Source organism: Pseudomonas aegrilactucae, assembly GCF_019168305.1.
GTDB lineage: Bacteria > Pseudomonadota > Gammaproteobacteria > Pseudomonadales > Pseudomonadaceae > Aquipseudomonas > Aquipseudomonas aegrilactucae.
Genome location: NZ_JAHTBI010000004.1, coordinates 1 through 17,225, shown reverse-complemented (window position 1 = coordinate 17,225; position 17,225 = coordinate 1). Strand labels below are relative to the sequence as shown.

Genomic DNA, 17,225 nt, shown 5'->3' with positions numbered 1-17,225 from the left:
CGGCCTGATCCGGCACGTTTGCCCGTACGACCTGTTGCCCCATTGCCACGAGGCTATCATGACCCGCGAAGAATTCCTGCGCCTGGCTGCTGCCGGCTACAACCGCATTCCCCTGGCCTGCGAAACCCTGGCCGATTTCGACACGCCGCTGTCGATCTACCTGAAACTGGCTGACCAGCCCAATTCCTACCTGCTCGAATCGGTGCAGGGCGGCGAAAAATGGGGCCGTTACTCGATCATCGGCCTGCCGTGCCGCACCGTGCTGCGTGTGCATGACCATCAGGTGCGCATCACCCACGACGGTGACCTGATCGAACAGCACGAGGTGGACGATCCGCTGGCCTTTGTCGAGGCCTTCAAGGAGCGCTACAACGTACCGACCATCACTGGCCTGCCGCGTTTCAATGGCGGCCTGGTGGGGTACTTCGGCTATGACTGCGTGCGCTATGTCGAGAAGCGCCTGGGCAAGTGCCCGAACCCGGACCCGCTGGGTGTGCCGGATATCCTGCTGATGGTCTCCGATGCGGTCGTGGTGTTCGACAACCTGGCGGGCAAGATGCACGCCATCGTGCTCGCCGACCCTGCGCAGGACAACGCCTACGAGAACGGCCTGGCGCGTCTTGAAGCGCTGCTCGAACAATTGCGCCAGCCGATCGCCCCGCGTCGCGGCCTGGCCCTGGGTGGCCCGCAGGCCGCCGAGCCGGAATTTCGCTCCAGCTTCACCCAGGCCGACTACGAGCGTGCCGTCGACACGGTCAAGGAATATATCCTGGCTGGCGACTGCATGCAGGTCGTGCCGTCGCAGCGCATGTCGATCGACTTCAAGGCGGCGCCCATCGATCTGTACCGCGCCCTGCGTTGCTTCAACCCGACGCCGTACATGTACTTCTTCAACTTTGGCGACTTTCACGTGGTGGGCAGCTCGCCGGAAGTACTGGTGCGGGTCGAGGACAACCTGGTGACGGTACGCCCCATCGCCGGTACCCGTCCTCGCGGTGCCACCGAAGAGGCCGATCGCGCCCTGGAAGAGGACCTGCTGTCGGATGACAAGGAAATCGCCGAGCACCTGATGCTCATCGACCTGGGGCGCAACGACACCGGCCGGGTGTCCGAGACCGGCTCGGTGAAGGTCACCGAGAAGATGGTCATCGAGCGTTACTCCAACGTGATGCACATCGTGTCCAACGTCACCGGCCAGCTCAAGAGTGGCCTGAGTGCCATGGACGCGCTGCGCGCCATCCTGCCGGCCGGCACGCTGTCGGGCGCACCGAAGATCCGCGCGATGGAAATCATCGACGAGCTGGAGCCGGTCAAGCGTGGTGTGTACGGCGGCGCGGTGGGCTACCTGGCCTGGAATGGCAACATGGACACCGCCATCGCGATACGCACCGCAGTGATCAAGGACGGCGAACTGCATGTGCAGGCCGGTGGCGGCATCGTCGCCGACTCGGTGCCGGCGCTGGAGTGGGAAGAGACCATCAACAAGCGTCGGGCGATGTTCCGCGCGGTAGCTTTGGCTGAACAGACGTCGCTCAGCTGAGAAGGGCGCCGCTGCGGCGCAACACAGAATTCAGAGTCGGCAGACTCAAGAGGTTGACCCAGATGTTACTGATGATCGACAACTATGACTCCTTCACCTACAACGTCGTGCAGTACTTCGGCGAGCTGGGTGCAGAGGTCAAGGTCATTCGCAATGACGAATTGACCATCGCCCAGATCGAAGCCCTGCAGCCCGAGCGCATTGTCGTGTCGCCTGGCCCTTGCACCCCGACCGAAGCCGGCGTGTCGCTGGAGGCCATCCGCCATTTTGCCGGCAAGCTGCCGATCCTGGGCGTATGCCTGGGCCACCAGTCCATCGGCCAGGCCTTTGGCGGTGACGTGGTGCGCGCGCGCCAGGTGATGCACGGCAAGACCAGCCCGGTGCTGCATAAAAACCAGGGCGTGTTCGAAGGCTTGAACAATCCGCTGACCGTGACCCGCTACCATTCGCTGGTGGTCAAGCGCGAAACCCTGCCCGAGTGCCTGGAACTGACTGCCTGGACTGCCCTGGAAGATGGCTCGATCGACGAGATCATGGGCCTGCGCCACACCACGCTGAACATCGAGGGGGTGCAGTTCCACCCCGAATCGATTCTGACCGAGCAGGGCCACGAGCTGTTCGCCAACTTCCTCAGACAGACCGGCGGCCGCCGCTAAGGATCGAATATGGATATCAAGAGCGCGCTGAGCCGGGTCGTTGACCACCTGGACCTGAGCACCGAGGAAATGCGCGATGTGATGCGCCAGATCATGACCGGTCAATGCACCGAGGCCCAGATCGGTGCCTTCATGATGGGCATGCGCATGAAGAGCGAGAGCATCGACGAGATCGTCGGCGCGGTATCGGTGATGCGCGAGCTGGCCGACAAGGTCGAGCTCAACACCCTCGACGGTGTGGTCGATGTGGTCGGTACCGGCGGTGATGGTGCCAATATCTTCAACGTGTCCACGGCGTCGTCGTTCGTGGTCGCGGCCGCAGGCTGCACCGTGGCCAAGCACGGCAACCGTGCGGTGTCGGGCAAGAGCGGTAGTGCCGACCTGCTCGAGGCGGCCGGTATCTACCTGAACCTGACGCCGGTGCAGGTGGGGCGTTGCATCGATTCGGTGGGCATCGGCTTCATGTTCGCCCAGACCCACCACAGCGCCATGAAGCATGCCGCCGGCCCGCGTCGCGACCTGGGCCTGCGCACGCTGTTCAACATGCTCGGCCCGCTTACGAATCCGGCCGGGGTCAAGCACCAGGTGGTGGGTGTGTTCAACAAGGCGCTGTGCCGGCCACTGGCTGAAGTGCTGCAGCGCCTGGGCAGCAAGCATGTACTGGTGGTGCACTCCAAGGACGGCCTGGACGAGTTCAGCCTGGCTGCGCCGACCTTCGTTGCCGAGCTGAAAAAGGGCGAGATCACCGAGTATTGGGTCGAGCCCGAAGACCTGGGCATGAAGAGCCAGAGCCTGCACGGCCTGGCGGTGGACAGCCCGGCCGCTTCGCTGGAACTGATTCGTGATGCACTGGGCCGGCGCAAGACCGAGAATGGCCAGAAAGCGGCGGAAATGATCGTGCTCAACGCCGGCGCCGCACTCTATGCCGCCGACCACGCCATGACCCTCAAGCAAGGTGTGGAGCTGGCCCACGATGCGCTGCACACCGGCCTTGCCCGTGAAAAACTCGAAGAGCTGGGTGCGTTCACCGCGGTCTTCAAGCAGGAGAATGAAGGATGAGTGTACCGACGGTTCTTGAGAACATTCTGGCACGCAAGGTTCAGGAAGTTGCCGAGCGTAGTGCACGGGTCAGCCTGGCCGAGCTTGAGCGTCTGGCGGCAGCGGCGGATGCTCCACGCGGGTTCGCCAATGCGTTGATCGAGCAGGCCAGGCGCAAGCAGCCGGCAGTGATTGCCGAGATCAAGAAGGCGTCGCCGAGCAAGGGCGTGATTCGCGAAGACTTCGTCCCGGCCGATATCGCCGTCAGCTACGAGAAGGGCGGGGCGACGTGCCTGTCGGTGCTCACCGATGTCGATTACTTCCAGGGCGCCGACGCCTATCTGCAGCAGGCACGCGCCGCGTGCAAGCTGCCGGTGATCCGCAAGGACTTCATGATCGACCCGTACCAGATCGTCGAAGCCCGCGCGCTGGGTGCCGACTGTGTGTTGTTGATCGTTTCGGCACTCGACGATGTGAAGATGGCGGAGTTGGCGGCCACCGCGAAGAGCGTCGGCCTGGATGTGCTGGTTGAAGTGCACGATGGCGACGAGCTGGAGCGCGCGCTGAAAACCCTCGATACACCGCTGGTGGGCGTCAACAACCGCAACCTGCACACCTTCGAGGTGAGCCTGGAGACTACGCTCGACCTGTTGCCGCGCATTCCCCGTGAGCGCCTGGCAATTACCGAGAGCGGCATCCTCAATCGCGCGGATGTCGAGTTGATGGAAATCAACGAGGTGTACTCGTTCCTGGTAGGCGAGGCGTTCATGCGTGCCGAGCATCCGGGGCTGGAACTGCAGCGCCTGTTCTTCCCGGAGCGTGTGGTGCACAACCCGGCGCAAGGCCTGGACTGATCCACACTGAAGCCGGCGTTGCCGGCTTTTTTGTATCGACAAGGTGGGTGCGATGACTGAGCAAGCGGTGGCGGTAACGGTAGAGGCGGGGTTGCAGGCCGAGCAGGACTTGTTGGCGGCGGTATGCAAGGGTGAGCAAGACCACGGCCTGTTGTTCTGGCGCCCCACCGATCGGGCGCTGGTGATGCCTCGGCGCATGAGCCGGCTCGAAGGTTTTGCCGCGGCCTGTGATGAACTGGCTGCTACCGGCTGGCCGGTGCTGTTGCGCGAGACCGGCGGTGAACCGGTGCCGCAGTCGAGTGCGACGATCAATATTGCACTGGTGTATGTGGCACCGCGCAGCGAAGGCGACCATGGGCGTATCGAGGCCGCGTACGAGCGCCTTTGCCTGCCGCTGTGCCAGGTGCTGCGCGAGTGGGGCGGGCTGGCGTCGGTGGGGGAGATCGAAGGGGCGTTCTGTGATGGGCGCTACAACGTCAACCTCAATGGTCGCAAGCTGGTGGGCACGGCCCAGCGCTGGCGCCAGGGCCTGGGTGGCAAGCGCCCGGTGGTGCTGGTGCATGGTGCGCTGTTGCTGCACAACGAGCGTGAGTCGATGGTGGCTGCGGTCAATCGGTTCAACGAATGCTGTGCGCTGGAGCAGCGTTGCCTGGCCGACAGCCATATCGCGTTGCACGAAGTGGTGCCCCCAGGCGCCCGTGATGGAGCGTCTGGGTCAGGCGTATGCCAAGGTGATCGAGGGCATTGCCCGCGACTAGCGGGTGCCGAAGACCACCATGGTCTTGCCTTTGACGTGTACCAGGCTGCGCTCTTCAAGGTCTTTGAGGACGCGGCCGACCATCTCCCGCGAGCAGCCGACGATACGGCCGATTTCCTGGCGGGTGATCTTGATCTGCATGCCGTCGGGATGGGTCATGGCGTCGGGTTGCTTGCACAGCTCCAGCAGGCAACGGGCCACGCGACCGGTCACGTCGAAGAAGGCCAGGTCACCGACCTTCTGTGTGGTGTTGCGCAGGCGCTGGGCCATCTGGCTGCCCAGGGCATACAGAATGTCCGGGTCCTGGCGGGCCAGTTCGCGGAATTTTTCGTAGCTGATCTCCGCCACCTCACACTCGGTCTTGGCGCGCACCCAGGCACTGCGTTGCTGCTCGTTGCCCGAGGGCTCGAACAAGCCCAGCTCGCCGAAGAAATCGCCGCTGTTGAGGTAGGCGATGATCATCTCGCGCCCCTCTTCGTCCTCGATCAGAATGGTTACCGAGCCCTTGATGATGAACGACAGGGTATCGGCCCGGTCACCGGCGCAGATGATGTTGCTCTTGGCGGCGAAGCGCCGGCGTTGGCAGTGGGCAAGCAACTTGTCGATGTTCTTGATCTTGGCTGGAAGGCTTGTTGCAACCATGGCTGAATCCCGGAGTGACGCGACGCGTGAGCATTTTTTAGACCGCTTGGCCGCAAGTGCCAGCGATTTGGCGCCAGCTTAGCAGACGCCTGATTGTGTATCGGCATATTTACTGGAACGCTTAGCCTTTTCGCACGTGCGCGCAGGGTCTAAGCTGACAGCCTTTTTTCAAGCAAGGGAATCCGGGTGATGAAGGCGCGTATCCAGTGGGCAGGCGAAGCCATGTTTCTTGGCGAATCGGGCAGCGGCCATGTCGTGGTCATGGATGGTCCACCCGAAAGCGGTGGGCGCAACCTGGGTGTACGGCCGATGGAAATGCTGTTGTTGGGCCTGGGCGGCTGCAGCAATTTCGATGTGGTGAGCATCCTCAAGAAGTCGCGTCAGGCGGTGGAAAGCTGCGAGGCGTTTCTTGAGGCAGAGCGTGCCGAGGAAGACCCGAAGGTCTTCACCAAGATCCATCTGCGCTTCGTGGTCAAGGGGCGTGGCTTGAAGGAAGCGCAGGTCAAGCGCGCGGTGGAACTGTCGGCAGAGAAGTATTGCTCGGCGTCGATCATGCTCGGGCGCGCTGGCGTCGAGATTACTCACGCCTACGAGATCGTCGAGCTGGGTTGACCTGCCCCGCCCCTCGCCGGCAAGAGCGGCTCCTACAAGCGTGTGTCACTCTCTTCGTAGGAGCCAGCCTTGCTGGCGAAGCGGTCCAGGGCAAACAGCAGTACCAGCCCCGGCACCAGCGCCAGCAACCACCAGTGCAAGTTCACCAGCAGCAACCCGACGATCTCGGCCGGGCTCCAGGTGTTGCCGAATGCTCGCGAGAACAGGTTGCACAGCAGCCATGCACTGAGCGTCGCGACTGTCACGAATAGCGCCCCGAGCCTGCGAGGCTTGCGTAAGAAGCTGCCCAGCAGCACGAACAGCAACATGCCCGGTACACAAAACAGCACCAGATCGACGGTCCGGCTGCCTGACTCGCCCATGTCCGGCAGTTGGGTGGTGAACGTCTGTTCGCGTACATCGGCGGTCATCAGCCAGACGAACGCATAACCGATCAGGGCAAGCAGCAGGCTTTGCAGTGTGCGAATCAATACCCGGCGCAAGATCATCGACGCAGCCCCGGTAACAGCATGAGCAGGCCCTGCGGCAGCGCGGCGCGCAAGCGGGTGCTCAAGCGATCTCGGTGTTTCTGGTAGAGCAACCCGAGGCCGATCACCCCCAGCCCGATCAGCGTCAGCACCACGGGAAACAGTAAAGAGTCGGCGAACACCTCATACGCCAGGTAGCCCAGGTAGGCGGCAACGCCCAGTGCACCGAACACCATGAACACCGGCCGGCGCAGCAGCATTGCAGTGGCGATCAGGCCCAGGTTGATGAGGCAATACAGCGCCTTGCCCAATTCGCTGGCGCTTTCCATCGAGCTCAAGCCACCCCAGAACGCCAGCAACCCGGCCAGGTAGCCCCAGAAGGCAAAGTCCTGGCGGGTGCGCCCGTCGATGCCGAGAAATACCAGCAGCAATCCCAGGCCGAACCACATCGATACCTGCTGGCGCTGTTCCCAGTTGAACTGATCGCCGTATACCCATTCAGTCAGGTCCATGGACATGAACCACAGCGCCAGGGCAATCGGCATCACGATGAACGGGAAGGGGATCAGACGCAGCATCAGCAGCCCGGCAAGCACGGTGGCCGCTTCCATCAGCAGCCAGCCGCCCTGCACGTAGGTGTAGTAGTTGTGATAGTTGGTCTGGGCATCGTCCAGCGGCCACAGGCCGGTGATGCGCTCCAGGGCGAACACCGCCAGCGGCACGATGCTCACCGCCACTGCCGCGAGCACACCGCCCGGGATGGTCTGGCCGCGACGTTGCAATACCAGGCCGCCGACCGTGAGTAGCGCAATGTAAGCCAGCGCGATCGACAGCAATGCACTGTCGCCGATACGCATCCACGCCTCGCTGAGCAGCCAGCCCATGGCGCCCATGATCAGCAGGGCACCGAAATAGAAGGCGACATGGGCCAACTGGAAGCTGGCCTGCTGCGCCGGCTGGCGCTGCAGAAACGCCAGCAGGGCCTGATCCTGGCCGGGGTTCAGTACGCCGGCATCAACGGCGCGGGCCAGGTCCCTGGCATCAAGACGGTCCATCAGATTCGGTAGGTGCTCTTGGTCATCACTTTGGCCATCAGGCTCATGCCGAACTTGATGGGGGCAGGGAAGCGCAAACCGCCGGCATCCAGCGCCGAGTCGGCATGCTGCTCTTCATCGACACGCATCTGTTCGAGGATTGCCCGGGACTTTTCATCCTCGGCGGGTATCTGCTCCAGGTGCTCATCCAGGTGCTTGCACACCTGGTGCTCGGTGGCGGCGACGAAACCGAGGCTGACCTTGTCGCTGATCAGGCCGGCGACGGCGCCGATGCCGAACGACATGCCATAGAACAGCGGGTTGAGCACGCTTGGGTGGCTGCCCAGCTGACGAATGCGTTGTTCACACCAGGCCAGGTGGTCGATTTCTTCTTCGGCAGCGTGTTCCATCGCCTTGCGTACCTGCGGCAGCTTGGCCGTCAGCGCCTGGCCCTGGTACAGCGCCTGGGCGCAGACTTCACCGGTGTGATTGATGCGCATCAGGCCGGCTACATGGCGGGTCTGGTCTTCGCTCAGATCGGCATCGGGCCGGATGATCGCAGGGGACGGGCGGGACGGTTGGCCGCTGAAGGGGAGCAAGGTGCGCATGGCGGTGTCGGCCTGCAGCAACAAGCGGTCGAGCGGCGAATAGTGACGTTCGGTAGCCATCGGGCACCTCCGCAAGAATGTGCCCGACAGTTTAACCCAATCCAGATGACAGGGCTTGCGTTGGATCAGCCCGGCGGCCAGGTCATCTGGCGCTGGCCAAGCACGTGCATATGAATGTGGTAGACGGTCTGCCCACCCTGCTCATTGCAGTTCATCACGACACGGAAGCCGTCCTCGCAGCCCAGTTCCTTGGCCAGGCGCTGCGCGGTGAACAGAATGTGTCCGGCCAGGCCCTTGTCTTCTTCGGTGAGGTCGTTGAGGGTGCGGATCGGCTTTTTCGGGATGACCAGAAAGTGCACCGGCGCCTGTGGGGCGATATCGTGGAAGGCCAGAACCTGGTCATCCTCATAGATGATCTTGGCCGGGATCTCCCGGTTGATGATCTTGGTGAACAAAGTTTCCACAACGCTTGCTCCATGGTGGGGGTCGGGCTTGAGTGTACTCAGGCGCCGGCTGCTCGCCCAGTGCCGATTGACGTCAGCGCGGGCAGTAGGCCCGGTTGATCGCACCGGCCAGCTTGCGCGTGAGCCAGCGCGACAGCAGGCGCGGGCTGGCGGCCAGCCAGCGGTTGCGTCGCCCGGGGATGATCAATGCGCGGTTCTTGGCCAGGGCGCGAACGGTATACAGCGCGACTTCCTCCGGGCTCAGGCAGCGCTTGCCGGTGTCCAGCCGGGGAATGCGCCGCAGCGGCGAGCGCACCGGGCCGGGGCAGAGTACCGAGACCTTGATCCCGGTCTGCTTGAGCTCTTCACGCAAGGCCTCGGAAAAATGCAGCACATAGGCCTTGCTCGCCGCATAGGTCGTCATCCATGGGCCCGGTGCAAAGCCTGCCAGCGAGGCGACGTTGAGAATCTGTCCGCCGCCCTGTACCGCCATGGCGTTGCCCAGTGCATGGCACAGGCGGGTTAGGGCGAGGATATTGACCTCGATGACGTCCTGCTCGTCGCCCCATTCCTGGGCCAGAAAATGCCCATAGGAGCGAATGCCGGCGCAGTTGACCAGCAGGTCGATCTGACGCTCGCCTTCCTCGAGTTCGAGCAGAAAACCCGACAGACGCAGTGGCTCCCCCAGGTCGCAGGCCCGGAACAGCACCTCGACGCCGAAGCGCTGGGTGAGCTCGATGGCGATGCCCTCCAGCGGGTCGCGCTGGCGGGCGACCAGGATCAGGTTGCGTCCCCGGCGCGCCAGAGCCTCGGCCAATGCCAGGCCCAGGCCGCTGGAGGCACCGGTGATCATGGCGTAACGGGTCATGCAGTTCTCCAATCGGGGGCTATGCAGCTGATTGCCCAGTTTACAGACTGGAGCGGGTAAAGGCTGCCGACCTCAGCCGTTCTGACTGGCCAGGAACATGGCGCCTACCAGCAACGGCACCCACAGCCATGCCAGCACGATCACCGCCTTGCTGTTGGGCGGTGGCGGTGGGCCGTACCGGTTGCTGGCACGGTTGCCGGGCAGCAACAGCAACGCCAGGAAAATCAGGTTGCCGATGTAGTAGGGGATCAGGGTCAGCAGGCTGTACCAGCCATTAAAGCCCAGGTCGTTCATCCGGCGGGCGACAAACACCAGGCTGAGAATCTTGGCCGCCAGCAAGATGGGGATGATCGCACCGGCAAGGTCCTTGACCATCGATGACATGAGCGCAAACAGGAGGATCGACCCCAGGCCTGCGGCCACCAGCAGCAGGCTCCAGGCCAGCAGGCGCACGCGGCCGATGCGTCCGCGCACGCTGATGATCCTGAGTTTTTCGGAGCTCAGTTGAAGGGAGTTGATATAAGAATCGCGCATCGGGCTTCCTTTGCCGTAGAGAGGTTTCAGCCGGGCCAGTGTTGGCCCAGGCGGGTCGCCGAGGCCTGGGCCTGGCGGTATTCATGGTCGAGCCGGGTGATCAGTTGATCGACCGTGGTTACACGATCGATGGCGCCGACGCCCTGGCCCGCGGACCACACGGTCTTCCAGGCCTTGGCTTCGTCGTCCAGAGGTTTGAGCCGGCCGTCGCCTGCCTGGCCCAGTGCCTTCGGGCCCAAGCCTGCATTCTCCAGGCTCTGGCGCATGAAGCTGGCCGGTACCCCGGACACTGCGGCGGTGTGGATGATATCGGCTGCCTTGGCATCCAGCAGCATTTGTTTGTAGGCGTCAGGGGCCTGACTTTCGTCACTGGCGATGAAGTGGGTGCCCATGTACGCCAGATCTGCGCCCAGCAGTTGGGCTGCAAGTACCTCGTGGCCGCGATTGAGGCAGCCTGCCAGTAACAGGGTCTTGTCGAAGAACTGGCGTATTTCGGCGATCAGCGCGAACGGGCTCCAGGTGCCAGCGTGCCCGCCAGCGCCTGCCGCGACGGCGATCAAGCCGTCCACGCCGGCTTGCGCGGCTTTCTCTGCATGGCGTCGGGTAGTGACATCGTGGAACACCAGCCCACCATAGGCGTGCACGGCATCGACCACCTCTTTCGCCGCACCCAGGCTGGTGATGACGATGGGCACGCGGTGTTCGATGCAGATCGCAAGGTCCGCCTGCAGGCGCGGGTTGCTGGCGTGAACGATGAGGTTCACCGCATAGGGCGCCGGCTTGTCGAACCCGGCCAGGCCCGCCTCGATCTCCTCCAGCCAGGCCTTGAAGCCGGCACTGTCACGCTGGTTGAGCGCCGGGAAGCTGCCCACCACGCCATTGCGACAGCAGGCCAGTACCAGCTGCGGGTTGGAGATCAGGAACATGGGGGCTGCCACCACGGGCAGGCGCAGACGTTGTTCAAGCAAGGCGGGCAGTGACATGGCGGGCTCTCGTAGTGGAACGATCAGAACGGTTTGACCACGACCAGGATGACAATGAGCAGCAGGATGACTACGGGCACTTCATTGAACCAGCGAAAGTACACATGACTGCGGGTGTTCTCGCCGCGCGCGAAGCGCTTGAGGTTGGCGCCGCACACATGATGGTAGCCGGTCAGCAGGATGATCAGGGTCAGCTTGGCGTGCATCCAGCCTTGCTTGAGAAAGTCCGGGGCGAGGCTGAGCAGCCAGATGCCGAAGACGAATGTGGCGATCATCGCAGGGCCCATGATGCCGCGATACAGCTTGCGCTCCATGGTCACGAAGCGTTCCTGGCTGATGCTGTCCTGGCTCTGAGCGTGGTAGACGAACAGGCGGGGGAGGTAGAACAGCCCGGCAAACCAGCAGACCATGCTGATGATGTGCAGGGCTTTGATCCATAGAAAAAGCATTTTTGGGTAATCCTTCAGGTTCACGGTCGTCAGATAGTAGTGGCTCGGGCGGTCGGGCGTCATCTGAACGGTTGTTACCAAGGCTGTAGGCCCATATTATCCGTGGTTTTCCAGTCGGTTCGTTGAAAGGGGCAGGTTTATGGTCAAGGTCGGTATCGTCGGCGGCACGGGTTACACCGGTGTCGAGCTGCTGCGTCTGTTGGCACAGCATCCACAGGCTGAAGTGGCAGTCATCACCTCGCGTTCCGAGGCAGGCCTGCCGGTCGCCGAAATGTACCCGAACCTGCGCGGCCACTATGACAACCTGGCGTTCAGCGTACCGGATACCAAGACCCTGGCAGCCTGCGACGTGGTGTTCTTCGCCACGCCACACGGGGTTGCGCATGCGCTGGCCGGTGAGCTGCTGGCGGCCGGCACCAAGGTCATCGACCTGTCGGCCGACTTCCGCCTCCAGGACGCCGATGAGTGGGCACAGTGGTACGGCCAGCCGCACGGCGCGCCAGAGCTGCTCAAGGACGCGGTATACGGCCTGCCTGAGGTCAATCGCGAGCAGATTCGCAGCGCCCGCCTGATCGCGGTCCCGGGTTGCTACCCGACTGCAACCCAGCTGGGGTTCCTGCCGTTGCTGGAAGCAGGCATCGCTGATGCGTCGCGCCTGATCGCCGACTGCAAGTCGGGTGTCAGTGGCGCTGGTCGCGGCGCTGCCGTGGGGTCGTTGTTCTGCGAGGCGGGCGAAAGCATGAAAGCCTACGCGGTCAAGGGCCATCGTCACCTGCCGGAGATCCGCCAAGGGCTGCGCCGTGCTGCCGGTGGGGAGGTGGGCCTGACGTTCGTGCCGCACCTCACGCCGATGATCCGCGGTATTCACTCCACACTGTATGCCACGGTGGCCGATACGTCGGTCGACCTGCAGGCGCTGTTCGAGAAACGCTACGCCGATGAGCCGTTCGTCGACGTGATGCCTGCCGGCAGCCACCCTGAAACCCGTAGCGTGCGCGGCGCCAACGTGTGCCGGATCGCAGTGCACCGTCCGCAGGGCGGTGACCTGGTGGTGGTGCTGTCGGTCATCGACAATCTGGTCAAGGGCGCGTCGGGCCAGGCGGTGCAGAACCTGAATATCCTCTTCGGCCTGGATGAGCGCCTGGGCCTGTCCCATGCAGGGCTGTTGCCTTGACCGGGCGTTGAGCGGCTGGCGGCAAGAGGGGCGCTGCGCTTCTTGCCGCTTGTCGCTTGCAGCGTGCCGCTGCTTCTATTGTTGACCGATTTTCTCGGAGAAGCGGATAATGCGCGTCATCACGCATTAAGGCGGCAACAGCGCCGGGAGAAAGTCAGCATGAGCGTCGAATCCTTCACCCCTACGATTTTGCAATTCACGCAGGGTGCCGCGCACAAGGTGAAGACCCTGGTCGATGAAGAGGGCAATGATCGCCTCAAGTTGCGCGTGTTCGTGACCGGTGGCGGTTGCTCGGGTTTCCAGTACGGTTTCACCTTCGATGAAGATGTGGCCGAAGATGACACCATCGTCGAGCGCGAAGGGGTTGCGCTGGTGGTCGACCCGATGAGCTTCCAGTACCTTGCCGGTGCTGAAGTGGACTACCAGGAAGGTCTGGAGGGTTCGCGCTTTGTCATCAAGAACCCTAACGCCACCACCACCTGTGGTTGCGGCTCTTCGTTTTCGATCTGAGTTTCAGGCCACACAGCAAAACGCCGCGCAGTTGCGCGGCGTTTTGCTGTGTGGGGTTCAGGCCGGGTAGATCGCGCCCAGCACCCGCAGGCCTGCGGCGCCCGTGACACTCGGCCGGTTGGCGGCGATGCCTTCCAGGCAGCAGTGCGCCAGCCAGGCAAAGGCCATGGCCTCCACCCAGTCGGGGTCGACGCCGCTGGCTGCGGTGCTGCTGACCCGTGCGTTGGGTAGCAGGCCGGCCAGACGACGCATCAGGGCCCCGTTGTGCGCGCCGCCGCCACAGACCAGCAGCGCCTCGGTGTCTTGCTGCGCGGCTTGCAGGGCGCTGACGATGGAGTGCGCGGTCAGTTCCAGCAAGGTGGCCTGTACATCGGCGTCCGGGCTCGCGGGCACGGTGTTCAAGTGGCGCTTGAGCCACGTGAGGTTGAACACCTCGCGGCCGGTGCTCTTGGGGCCGGTGCCGGCGAAGAACGGATCGCTCAGCAGGCGGCTGAGCAGCTCCGGGACGACCTTGCCGCTGGCCGCCCAGGCGCCGTCTGCGTCATAGCTGCGACCCTGCTTGTCATGGATCCAGGCGTCCAGCAGAACGTTCCCCGGGCCACAGTCGAAGCCGCTGACGGGCGTACCCGCCTCGATCAGGCTGAGGTTGCTGAAACCTCCGACGTTGAGTACTGCCAGGCGTTTGCCCTGGGTGTCGAACAGTGACTCGTGGAAGGCCGGTACCAGCGGGGCGCCCTGACCGCCGGCGGCGACGTCACGACGACGGAAGTCGCTGACCACCGTGATCCCCGTCAGCTCTGCCAACAGGGCGGGGTTGCCGATCTGTACGGTGAAGCCGCGGGCAGGCTCGTGGCGGATGGTCTGGCCATGGCTGCCGATGGCGCGGATGTGCGCTGGTTGCAGGTGTTGCTCGGCCAGCAACTGGTTGATCCCTTGGGCGGCGAGCTGTACCCAGGCGGCCTCGGCCAGGGCGGCTCGGGCAATTTCGTCGGGGCCGCTGGCGCACAGCGCGAGCAGGTCGTCGCGCAGTGCCGAGGGCATGGGAATGTAGTGGGTGGCGAGCAGCGTCAGGCGCTGCTCCTGCTTGATCAAGGCGATGTCCAGGCCGTCGAGGCTGGTGCCGGACATCACTCCCAGATACAGAGCCATGGCTTAGCGCTTGGCCGAGGCCAGCATGGTGGCCTTCTCTTGGTCCATGCGGGCGATCAGCGGCTGGCTTTGCTGGAGGAAGCGCTGACGTTCTGTCTTGGCGATCGGGTCGGCCATCGGCAGCTTCTGACCCAGCGGGTCGACGTGCACACCATTGACCTGGAACTCGTAGTGCAGGTGCGGCCCGGTGGACAGGCCGGTGGTGCCGATGTAGCCGATGACCTGGCCCTGCTTGACTGTGCCACCGGTTTTCACGCCCTTGGCGAAGCCCTGCATGTGCCCGTAGAGGGTCTGGTAGCTGTTGCCGTGCTTGATGATAACGGTATTGCCGTAACCGCCACGGCGACCGGCCAACAGTACCTTGCCATCACCCGCCGCCTTGATTGGCGTACCGCGTGGCGCCGCGTAGTCGACGCCTTTGTGCGCGCGGATCTTGTTGAGGATCGGGTGCTTGCGGCCTGCCGAGAAGCGCGAGCTGATGCGTGCGAAGTCCACCGGCGTGCGGATGAATGCCTTGCGCATGCTGTTGCCATCGGCGGTGTAGTAGCTGGTGTTGCCCTGCTTGTTGGTGTACCGCACCGCGCTGAAGCTCTTGCCGCGGTTGGTGAAGCGCGCGGACAGGATGTTGCCGTTGCCGACGACCTTGCCGTTGACCACCTTCTGCTCGTAGATCACGTCGAATTCGTCGCCCTGGCGGATGTCCTGGGCGAAGTCGATGTCGTAGCCAAAGATGCGTGCCATGTCCATGGTCAGCGCGTGGCTCATGCCGGCGCGCTGGCCAGAGGCCGACAGGGAGCTTTTGATCACGCCGTGCACGTAGGCCGAGCGCACCACCGGTTTGGTGACTTCGCGATTGAATGCATAGCCTTTGTCGCTTTTGGTCAGGCGGATGGTCTCCAGGTCGCTGACCTTGCTGTGCAGGCTGGCCAGTTGGCCGTCCTTGTCCAATTCGATCTGCAGTACCTGGCCGTGCTTGAGCTGGCTGAACTGTTTGGCCTGCTTGTTGCTGGCCAGCACGTCGTGCACCACGTTGGAGGGCAGGCCAACCTTGGCGAACAGGGTCGACAGCGTGTCGCCCCGTGCCACGGTGACTTCGCGGTGGCTGGGGGCCTTGGCGGCTTCGGCAGTGGCAGCTGGTGCCTGTTCGGTCTTGGCGGTTGCTTCGGCAGAGGCGGCCGGGTTGTCGATCTGGGCGAATGGTGACGCAGCCGTTTGCTGGTTGGCGTCGGCCGAGGCGTTTTCCTGTTGCTTGAGCTGCTCTGCCGGGGTTTCCAGCTCTAGATTGAGGGTGGTTTTCTTGGCTTCGACTTCGCTTGAAGGGAATACCAGCAAGGCCAGGCTGAGGAGGGCGGCGATGCCGCTGGCGGCCAGCAGGTGGCTCTTCGGATAAAGCGGGGGCGCTTTAGGCGGTTCGTTGATCATAGGTAGATTGACTTTGAAAAAGATGGAATGGAAAAGATGAATGACATGATGAAGATGAAATAACTGTATAAAATATAACCAAATCCCCTTCAGTGCAAGCGCGCAGACGTCATCAGCCGGGTGTGTGGTCACATCCGGGGCAAAAACTTGTATTTGATGGCTGATCTTGTATGGTTGGGGCCCTTTGAATCTGAGCCTTGCGGGTCTGTTATGAAGTCGGTTGAAGAGCAGCTAGCGCTGATCAAGCGTGGAGCGGAAGAGGTACTGGTCGAGGCCGAGCTGGTCGAGAAGCTCAAGCGTGGGCAGCCGCTGCGTATCAAGGCGGGTTTCGACCCGACTGCGCCGGACCTGCACCTGGGGCATACCGTCCTTATCAACAAGCTGCGCCAGTTCCAGGAGCTGGGGCATCAGGTGATCTTTCTGATCGGTGACTTCACCGGCATGATCGGTGATCCAAGCGGCAAGAGTGTCACGCGTCCGCCGCTGACCCGCGAGCAGGTGCTGGATAACGCCGAGACCTATAAGCAGCAGGTGTTCAAGATTCTTGACCCGGCCAGGACCGAGGTCGCCTTCAACTCCACCTGGATGGACGCCATGACGCCTGCCGATTTCATTCGGCTGGCGTCGCAGTACACGGTGGCACGCATGCTCGAGCGCGACGATTTCGACAAGCGTTACACCAGCAATCAGCCGATCGCGATCCACGAGTTTCTGTACCCGCTGGTTCAGGGTTACGACTCGGTGGCGTTGAAGGCGGATGTCGAGCTCGGGGGAACCGATCAGAAGTTCAACCTGCTGATGGGGCGCGAGCTGCAGCGCGGTTACGGCCAGGAGGCCCAGAACATCGTCACCATGCCGCTGCTCGAGGGGCTGGATGGCGTGAAGAAGATGTCCAAGTCGCTGGGTAACTATGTCGGCATCCAGGAAGCGCCGGGTGTGATGTACAGCAAGTTGGTGTCGATCCCGGATACGCTGATGTGGCGCTATTTCGAGCTGCTCAGCTTCCGCTCCATGGAGGAAATCGAAGGGTTTCGTGCCGATGTGGCTGGCGGGGCGAACCCGCGTGATATCAAGATCAAGCTGGCTGAGGAAATCGTGGCGCGCTTCCATGGGGAAGAGGCCGCGGCCAATGCGCACCGCGGTGCGGGCAATCGCATGAAGGATGGCGAGCTTCCCGAAGATCTGCCGGAGGTAGAAGTGCTGGCGGCGGAAGATATGCCGATCTCGGCTGTACTGAACAAGGCAGGCCTGGTGAAGAACTCGGCGGCGGCCCGTGACCTGCTGGCGGCGGGTGGCGTGAAGGTCGATGGTGAAGTGGTCGATCGCGGCTTTGTATTTGCCCTGGGTTCTACTCATGTGTGTCAGGCCGGCAAGAAGGCATTCGCACGCATCAGTCTGAAGGCTGAATAAGAAGAAGGCGGCGCAAGCCGCCTTCTTCTATATAGAGGGAAAAGAGCGCTTAGAGGTTGTTTTGAGAAAGTTTGA

General features: G+C 62.9%; 19 protein-coding genes and 1 pseudogene. 9 read left to right on the top strand and 11 right to left on the bottom strand.

Annotation, left to right across the window (positions count from 1 at the left end; all coding sequences use genetic code 11):
• Positions 1-58: 58 nt before the first annotated feature.
• From trpE to KUO17_RS01250, 5 genes and pseudogenes are all read left to right on the top strand, one after another.
• On the top strand, positions 59-1,540 hold the full coding sequence (gene trpE / locus KUO17_RS01270; protein ID WP_217973241.1) for an anthranilate synthase component I: 1,482 nt from the start codon (positions 59-61) through the stop codon (positions 1,538-1,540).
• Positions 1,541-1,602: 62 nt separating this feature from the next.
• Positions 1,603-2,196, top strand: a complete 594-nt coding sequence (locus KUO17_RS01265) for an aminodeoxychorismate/anthranilate synthase component II (RefSeq protein ID WP_217973240.1) — start codon at positions 1,603-1,605, stop codon at positions 2,194-2,196.
• Between the two features lie 9 nt (positions 2,197-2,205).
• Complete coding sequence (gene trpD / locus KUO17_RS01260) at positions 2,206-3,255, top strand: anthranilate phosphoribosyltransferase (protein ID WP_217973239.1); 1,050 nt, start codon at positions 2,206-2,208, stop codon at positions 3,253-3,255.
• The gene (gene trpC, locus KUO17_RS01255; RefSeq protein ID WP_217973238.1) at positions 3,252-4,088 is read left to right on the top strand and encodes an indole-3-glycerol phosphate synthase TrpC; all 837 of its coding nucleotides are present in this window, start codon (positions 3,252-3,254) and stop codon (positions 4,086-4,088) included. The genes trpD and trpC overlap by 4 nt, the downstream gene beginning before the upstream one ends.
• Positions 4,089-4,140: 52 nt before the next feature.
• Positions 4,141-4,846, top strand: a pseudogene (locus KUO17_RS01250) (lipoate--protein ligase family protein).
• Here the strand turns inward: KUO17_RS01250 and crp are convergent.
• Positions 4,843-5,487: a cAMP-activated global transcriptional regulator CRP gene (gene crp, locus KUO17_RS01245; RefSeq protein WP_217973237.1), complete on the bottom strand. Its 645-nt coding sequence runs from the start codon at positions 5,485-5,487 to the stop codon at positions 4,843-4,845. The pseudogene KUO17_RS01250 and the gene crp overlap by 4 nt on opposite strands.
• 189 nt (positions 5,488-5,676) lie before the next feature.
• Between crp and KUO17_RS01240 the strand changes: the two genes are divergently transcribed.
• Positions 5,677-6,099, top strand: a complete 423-nt coding sequence (locus tag KUO17_RS01240; protein ID WP_217973236.1) for an OsmC family protein — start codon at positions 5,677-5,679, stop codon at positions 6,097-6,099.
• Between the two features lie 32 nt (positions 6,100-6,131).
• Here the strand turns inward: KUO17_RS01240 and KUO17_RS01235 are convergent, their stop codons facing one another.
• The 8 genes from KUO17_RS01235 to hemJ all read right to left on the bottom strand — a co-directional run bounded on the left by KUO17_RS01235 (position 6,132) and on the right by hemJ (position 11,485).
• Positions 6,132-6,587, bottom strand: coding sequence for a hypothetical protein (locus tag KUO17_RS01235; protein ID WP_255263343.1), 456 nt, complete (start codon positions 6,585-6,587; stop codon positions 6,132-6,134).
• Positions 6,584-7,624: a DUF2157 domain-containing protein gene (locus KUO17_RS01230; RefSeq protein WP_217973313.1), complete on the bottom strand. Its 1,041-nt coding sequence runs from the start codon at positions 7,622-7,624 to the stop codon at positions 6,584-6,586. Before KUO17_RS01230 ends, KUO17_RS01235 begins: the two co-directional genes overlap by 4 nt.
• Entirely contained in the window at positions 7,621-8,268 is a 648-nt protein-coding gene (gene coq7, locus KUO17_RS01225) for a 2-polyprenyl-3-methyl-6-methoxy-1,4-benzoquinone monooxygenase (protein ID WP_217973235.1), read from the bottom strand. Before coq7 ends, KUO17_RS01230 begins: the two co-directional genes overlap by 4 nt.
• Positions 8,269-8,333: 65 nt before the next feature.
• Positions 8,334-8,672 (bottom strand): histidine triad nucleotide-binding protein, encoded by a 339-nt coding sequence (locus KUO17_RS01220; RefSeq protein ID WP_217973234.1) that lies wholly within the window; start codon positions 8,670-8,672, stop codon positions 8,334-8,336.
• 73 nt (positions 8,673-8,745) lie between these two features.
• Complete coding sequence (locus KUO17_RS01215) at positions 8,746-9,519, bottom strand: SDR family NAD(P)-dependent oxidoreductase (RefSeq protein WP_217973233.1); 774 nt, start codon at positions 9,517-9,519, stop codon at positions 8,746-8,748.
• A gap of 72 nt (positions 9,520-9,591) precedes the next feature.
• A complete protein-coding gene (locus tag KUO17_RS01210) occupies positions 9,592-10,053 on the bottom strand; it encodes a DUF805 domain-containing protein (protein ID WP_217973232.1) in 462 nt (153 codons plus the stop codon).
• A 26-nt stretch (positions 10,054-10,079) separates the two neighbouring features.
• Complete coding sequence (locus tag KUO17_RS01205; protein WP_217973231.1) at positions 10,080-11,036, bottom strand: NAD(P)H-dependent flavin oxidoreductase; 957 nt, start codon at positions 11,034-11,036, stop codon at positions 10,080-10,082.
• Positions 11,037-11,059: 23 nt separating this feature from the next.
• On the bottom strand, positions 11,060-11,485 hold the full coding sequence (hemJ, locus tag KUO17_RS01200; RefSeq protein ID WP_217973230.1) for a protoporphyrinogen oxidase HemJ: 426 nt from the start codon (positions 11,483-11,485) through the stop codon (positions 11,060-11,062).
• Between the two features lie 139 nt (positions 11,486-11,624).
• Here hemJ and argC point away from each other — a divergent pair, with 139 nt between their 5' ends.
• Together argC and erpA are read left to right on the top strand one after the other, a co-directional pair.
• Complete coding sequence (argC, locus tag KUO17_RS01195) at positions 11,625-12,659, top strand: N-acetyl-gamma-glutamyl-phosphate reductase (RefSeq protein WP_217973229.1); 1,035 nt, start codon at positions 11,625-11,627, stop codon at positions 12,657-12,659.
• A gap of 159 nt (positions 12,660-12,818) precedes the next feature.
• Complete coding sequence (gene erpA, locus KUO17_RS01190; protein ID WP_043859834.1) at positions 12,819-13,169, top strand: iron-sulfur cluster insertion protein ErpA; 351 nt, start codon at positions 12,819-12,821, stop codon at positions 13,167-13,169.
• Positions 13,170-13,226: 57 nt separating this feature from the next.
• Here the strand turns inward: erpA and KUO17_RS01185 are convergent, their stop codons facing one another.
• Positions 13,227-14,318 (bottom strand): anhydro-N-acetylmuramic acid kinase, encoded by a 1,092-nt coding sequence (locus KUO17_RS01185; protein WP_217973228.1) that lies wholly within the window; start codon positions 14,316-14,318, stop codon positions 13,227-13,229.
• 3 nt (positions 14,319-14,321) lie between these two features.
• On the bottom strand, positions 14,322-15,740 hold the full coding sequence (locus tag KUO17_RS01180; protein ID WP_217973227.1) for a peptidoglycan DD-metalloendopeptidase family protein: 1,419 nt from the start codon (positions 15,738-15,740) through the stop codon (positions 14,322-14,324).
• Between the two features lie 210 nt (positions 15,741-15,950).
• Between KUO17_RS01180 and tyrS the strand changes: the two genes are divergently transcribed.
• The gene (tyrS, locus tag KUO17_RS01175) at positions 15,951-17,150 is read left to right on the top strand and encodes a tyrosine--tRNA ligase (RefSeq protein WP_217973226.1); all 1,200 of its coding nucleotides are present in this window, start codon (positions 15,951-15,953) and stop codon (positions 17,148-17,150) included.
• Positions 17,151-17,225 lie beyond the last annotated feature (75 nt).

Coding starts and splice junctions, on each gene's coding strand:
- trpE (WP_217973241.1), top strand. CDS start 59: ATGACCCGCGAAGAATTCCTGCGCCTGGCTGCTGCCGGCTACAACCGC.
- KUO17_RS01265 (WP_217973240.1), top strand. CDS start 1,603: ATGTTACTGATGATCGACAACTATGACTCCTTCACCTACAACGTCGTG.
- trpD (WP_217973239.1), top strand. CDS start 2,206: ATGGATATCAAGAGCGCGCTGAGCCGGGTCGTTGACCACCTGGACCTG.
- trpC (WP_217973238.1), top strand. CDS start 3,252: ATGAGTGTACCGACGGTTCTTGAGAACATTCTGGCACGCAAGGTTCAG.
- crp (WP_217973237.1), bottom strand. CDS start 5,487: ATGGTTGCAACAAGCCTTCCAGCCAAGATCAAGAACATCGACAAGTTG.
- KUO17_RS01240 (WP_217973236.1), top strand. CDS start 5,677: ATGAAGGCGCGTATCCAGTGGGCAGGCGAAGCCATGTTTCTTGGCGAA.
- KUO17_RS01235 (WP_255263343.1), bottom strand. CDS start 6,587: ATGATCTTGCGCCGGGTATTGATTCGCACACTGCAAAGCCTGCTGCTT.
- coq7 (WP_217973235.1), bottom strand. CDS start 8,268: ATGGCTACCGAACGTCACTATTCGCCGCTCGACCGCTTGTTGCTGCAG.
- KUO17_RS01215 (WP_217973233.1), bottom strand. CDS start 9,519: ATGACCCGTTACGCCATGATCACCGGTGCCTCCAGCGGCCTGGGCCTG.
- KUO17_RS01210 (WP_217973232.1), bottom strand. CDS start 10,053: ATGCGCGATTCTTATATCAACTCCCTTCAACTGAGCTCCGAAAAACTC.
- KUO17_RS01205 (WP_217973231.1), bottom strand. CDS start 11,036: ATGTCACTGCCCGCCTTGCTTGAACAACGTCTGCGCCTGCCCGTGGTG.
- hemJ (WP_217973230.1), bottom strand. CDS start 11,485: ATGCTTTTTCTATGGATCAAAGCCCTGCACATCATCAGCATGGTCTGC.
- argC (WP_217973229.1), top strand. CDS start 11,625: ATGGTCAAGGTCGGTATCGTCGGCGGCACGGGTTACACCGGTGTCGAG.
- erpA (WP_043859834.1), top strand. CDS start 12,819: ATGAGCGTCGAATCCTTCACCCCTACGATTTTGCAATTCACGCAGGGT.
- KUO17_RS01185 (WP_217973228.1), bottom strand. CDS start 14,318: ATGGCTCTGTATCTGGGAGTGATGTCCGGCACCAGCCTCGACGGCCTG.
- KUO17_RS01180 (WP_217973227.1), bottom strand. CDS start 15,740: ATGATCAACGAACCGCCTAAAGCGCCCCCGCTTTATCCGAAGAGCCAC.
- tyrS (WP_217973226.1), top strand. CDS start 15,951: ATGAAGTCGGTTGAAGAGCAGCTAGCGCTGATCAAGCGTGGAGCGGAA.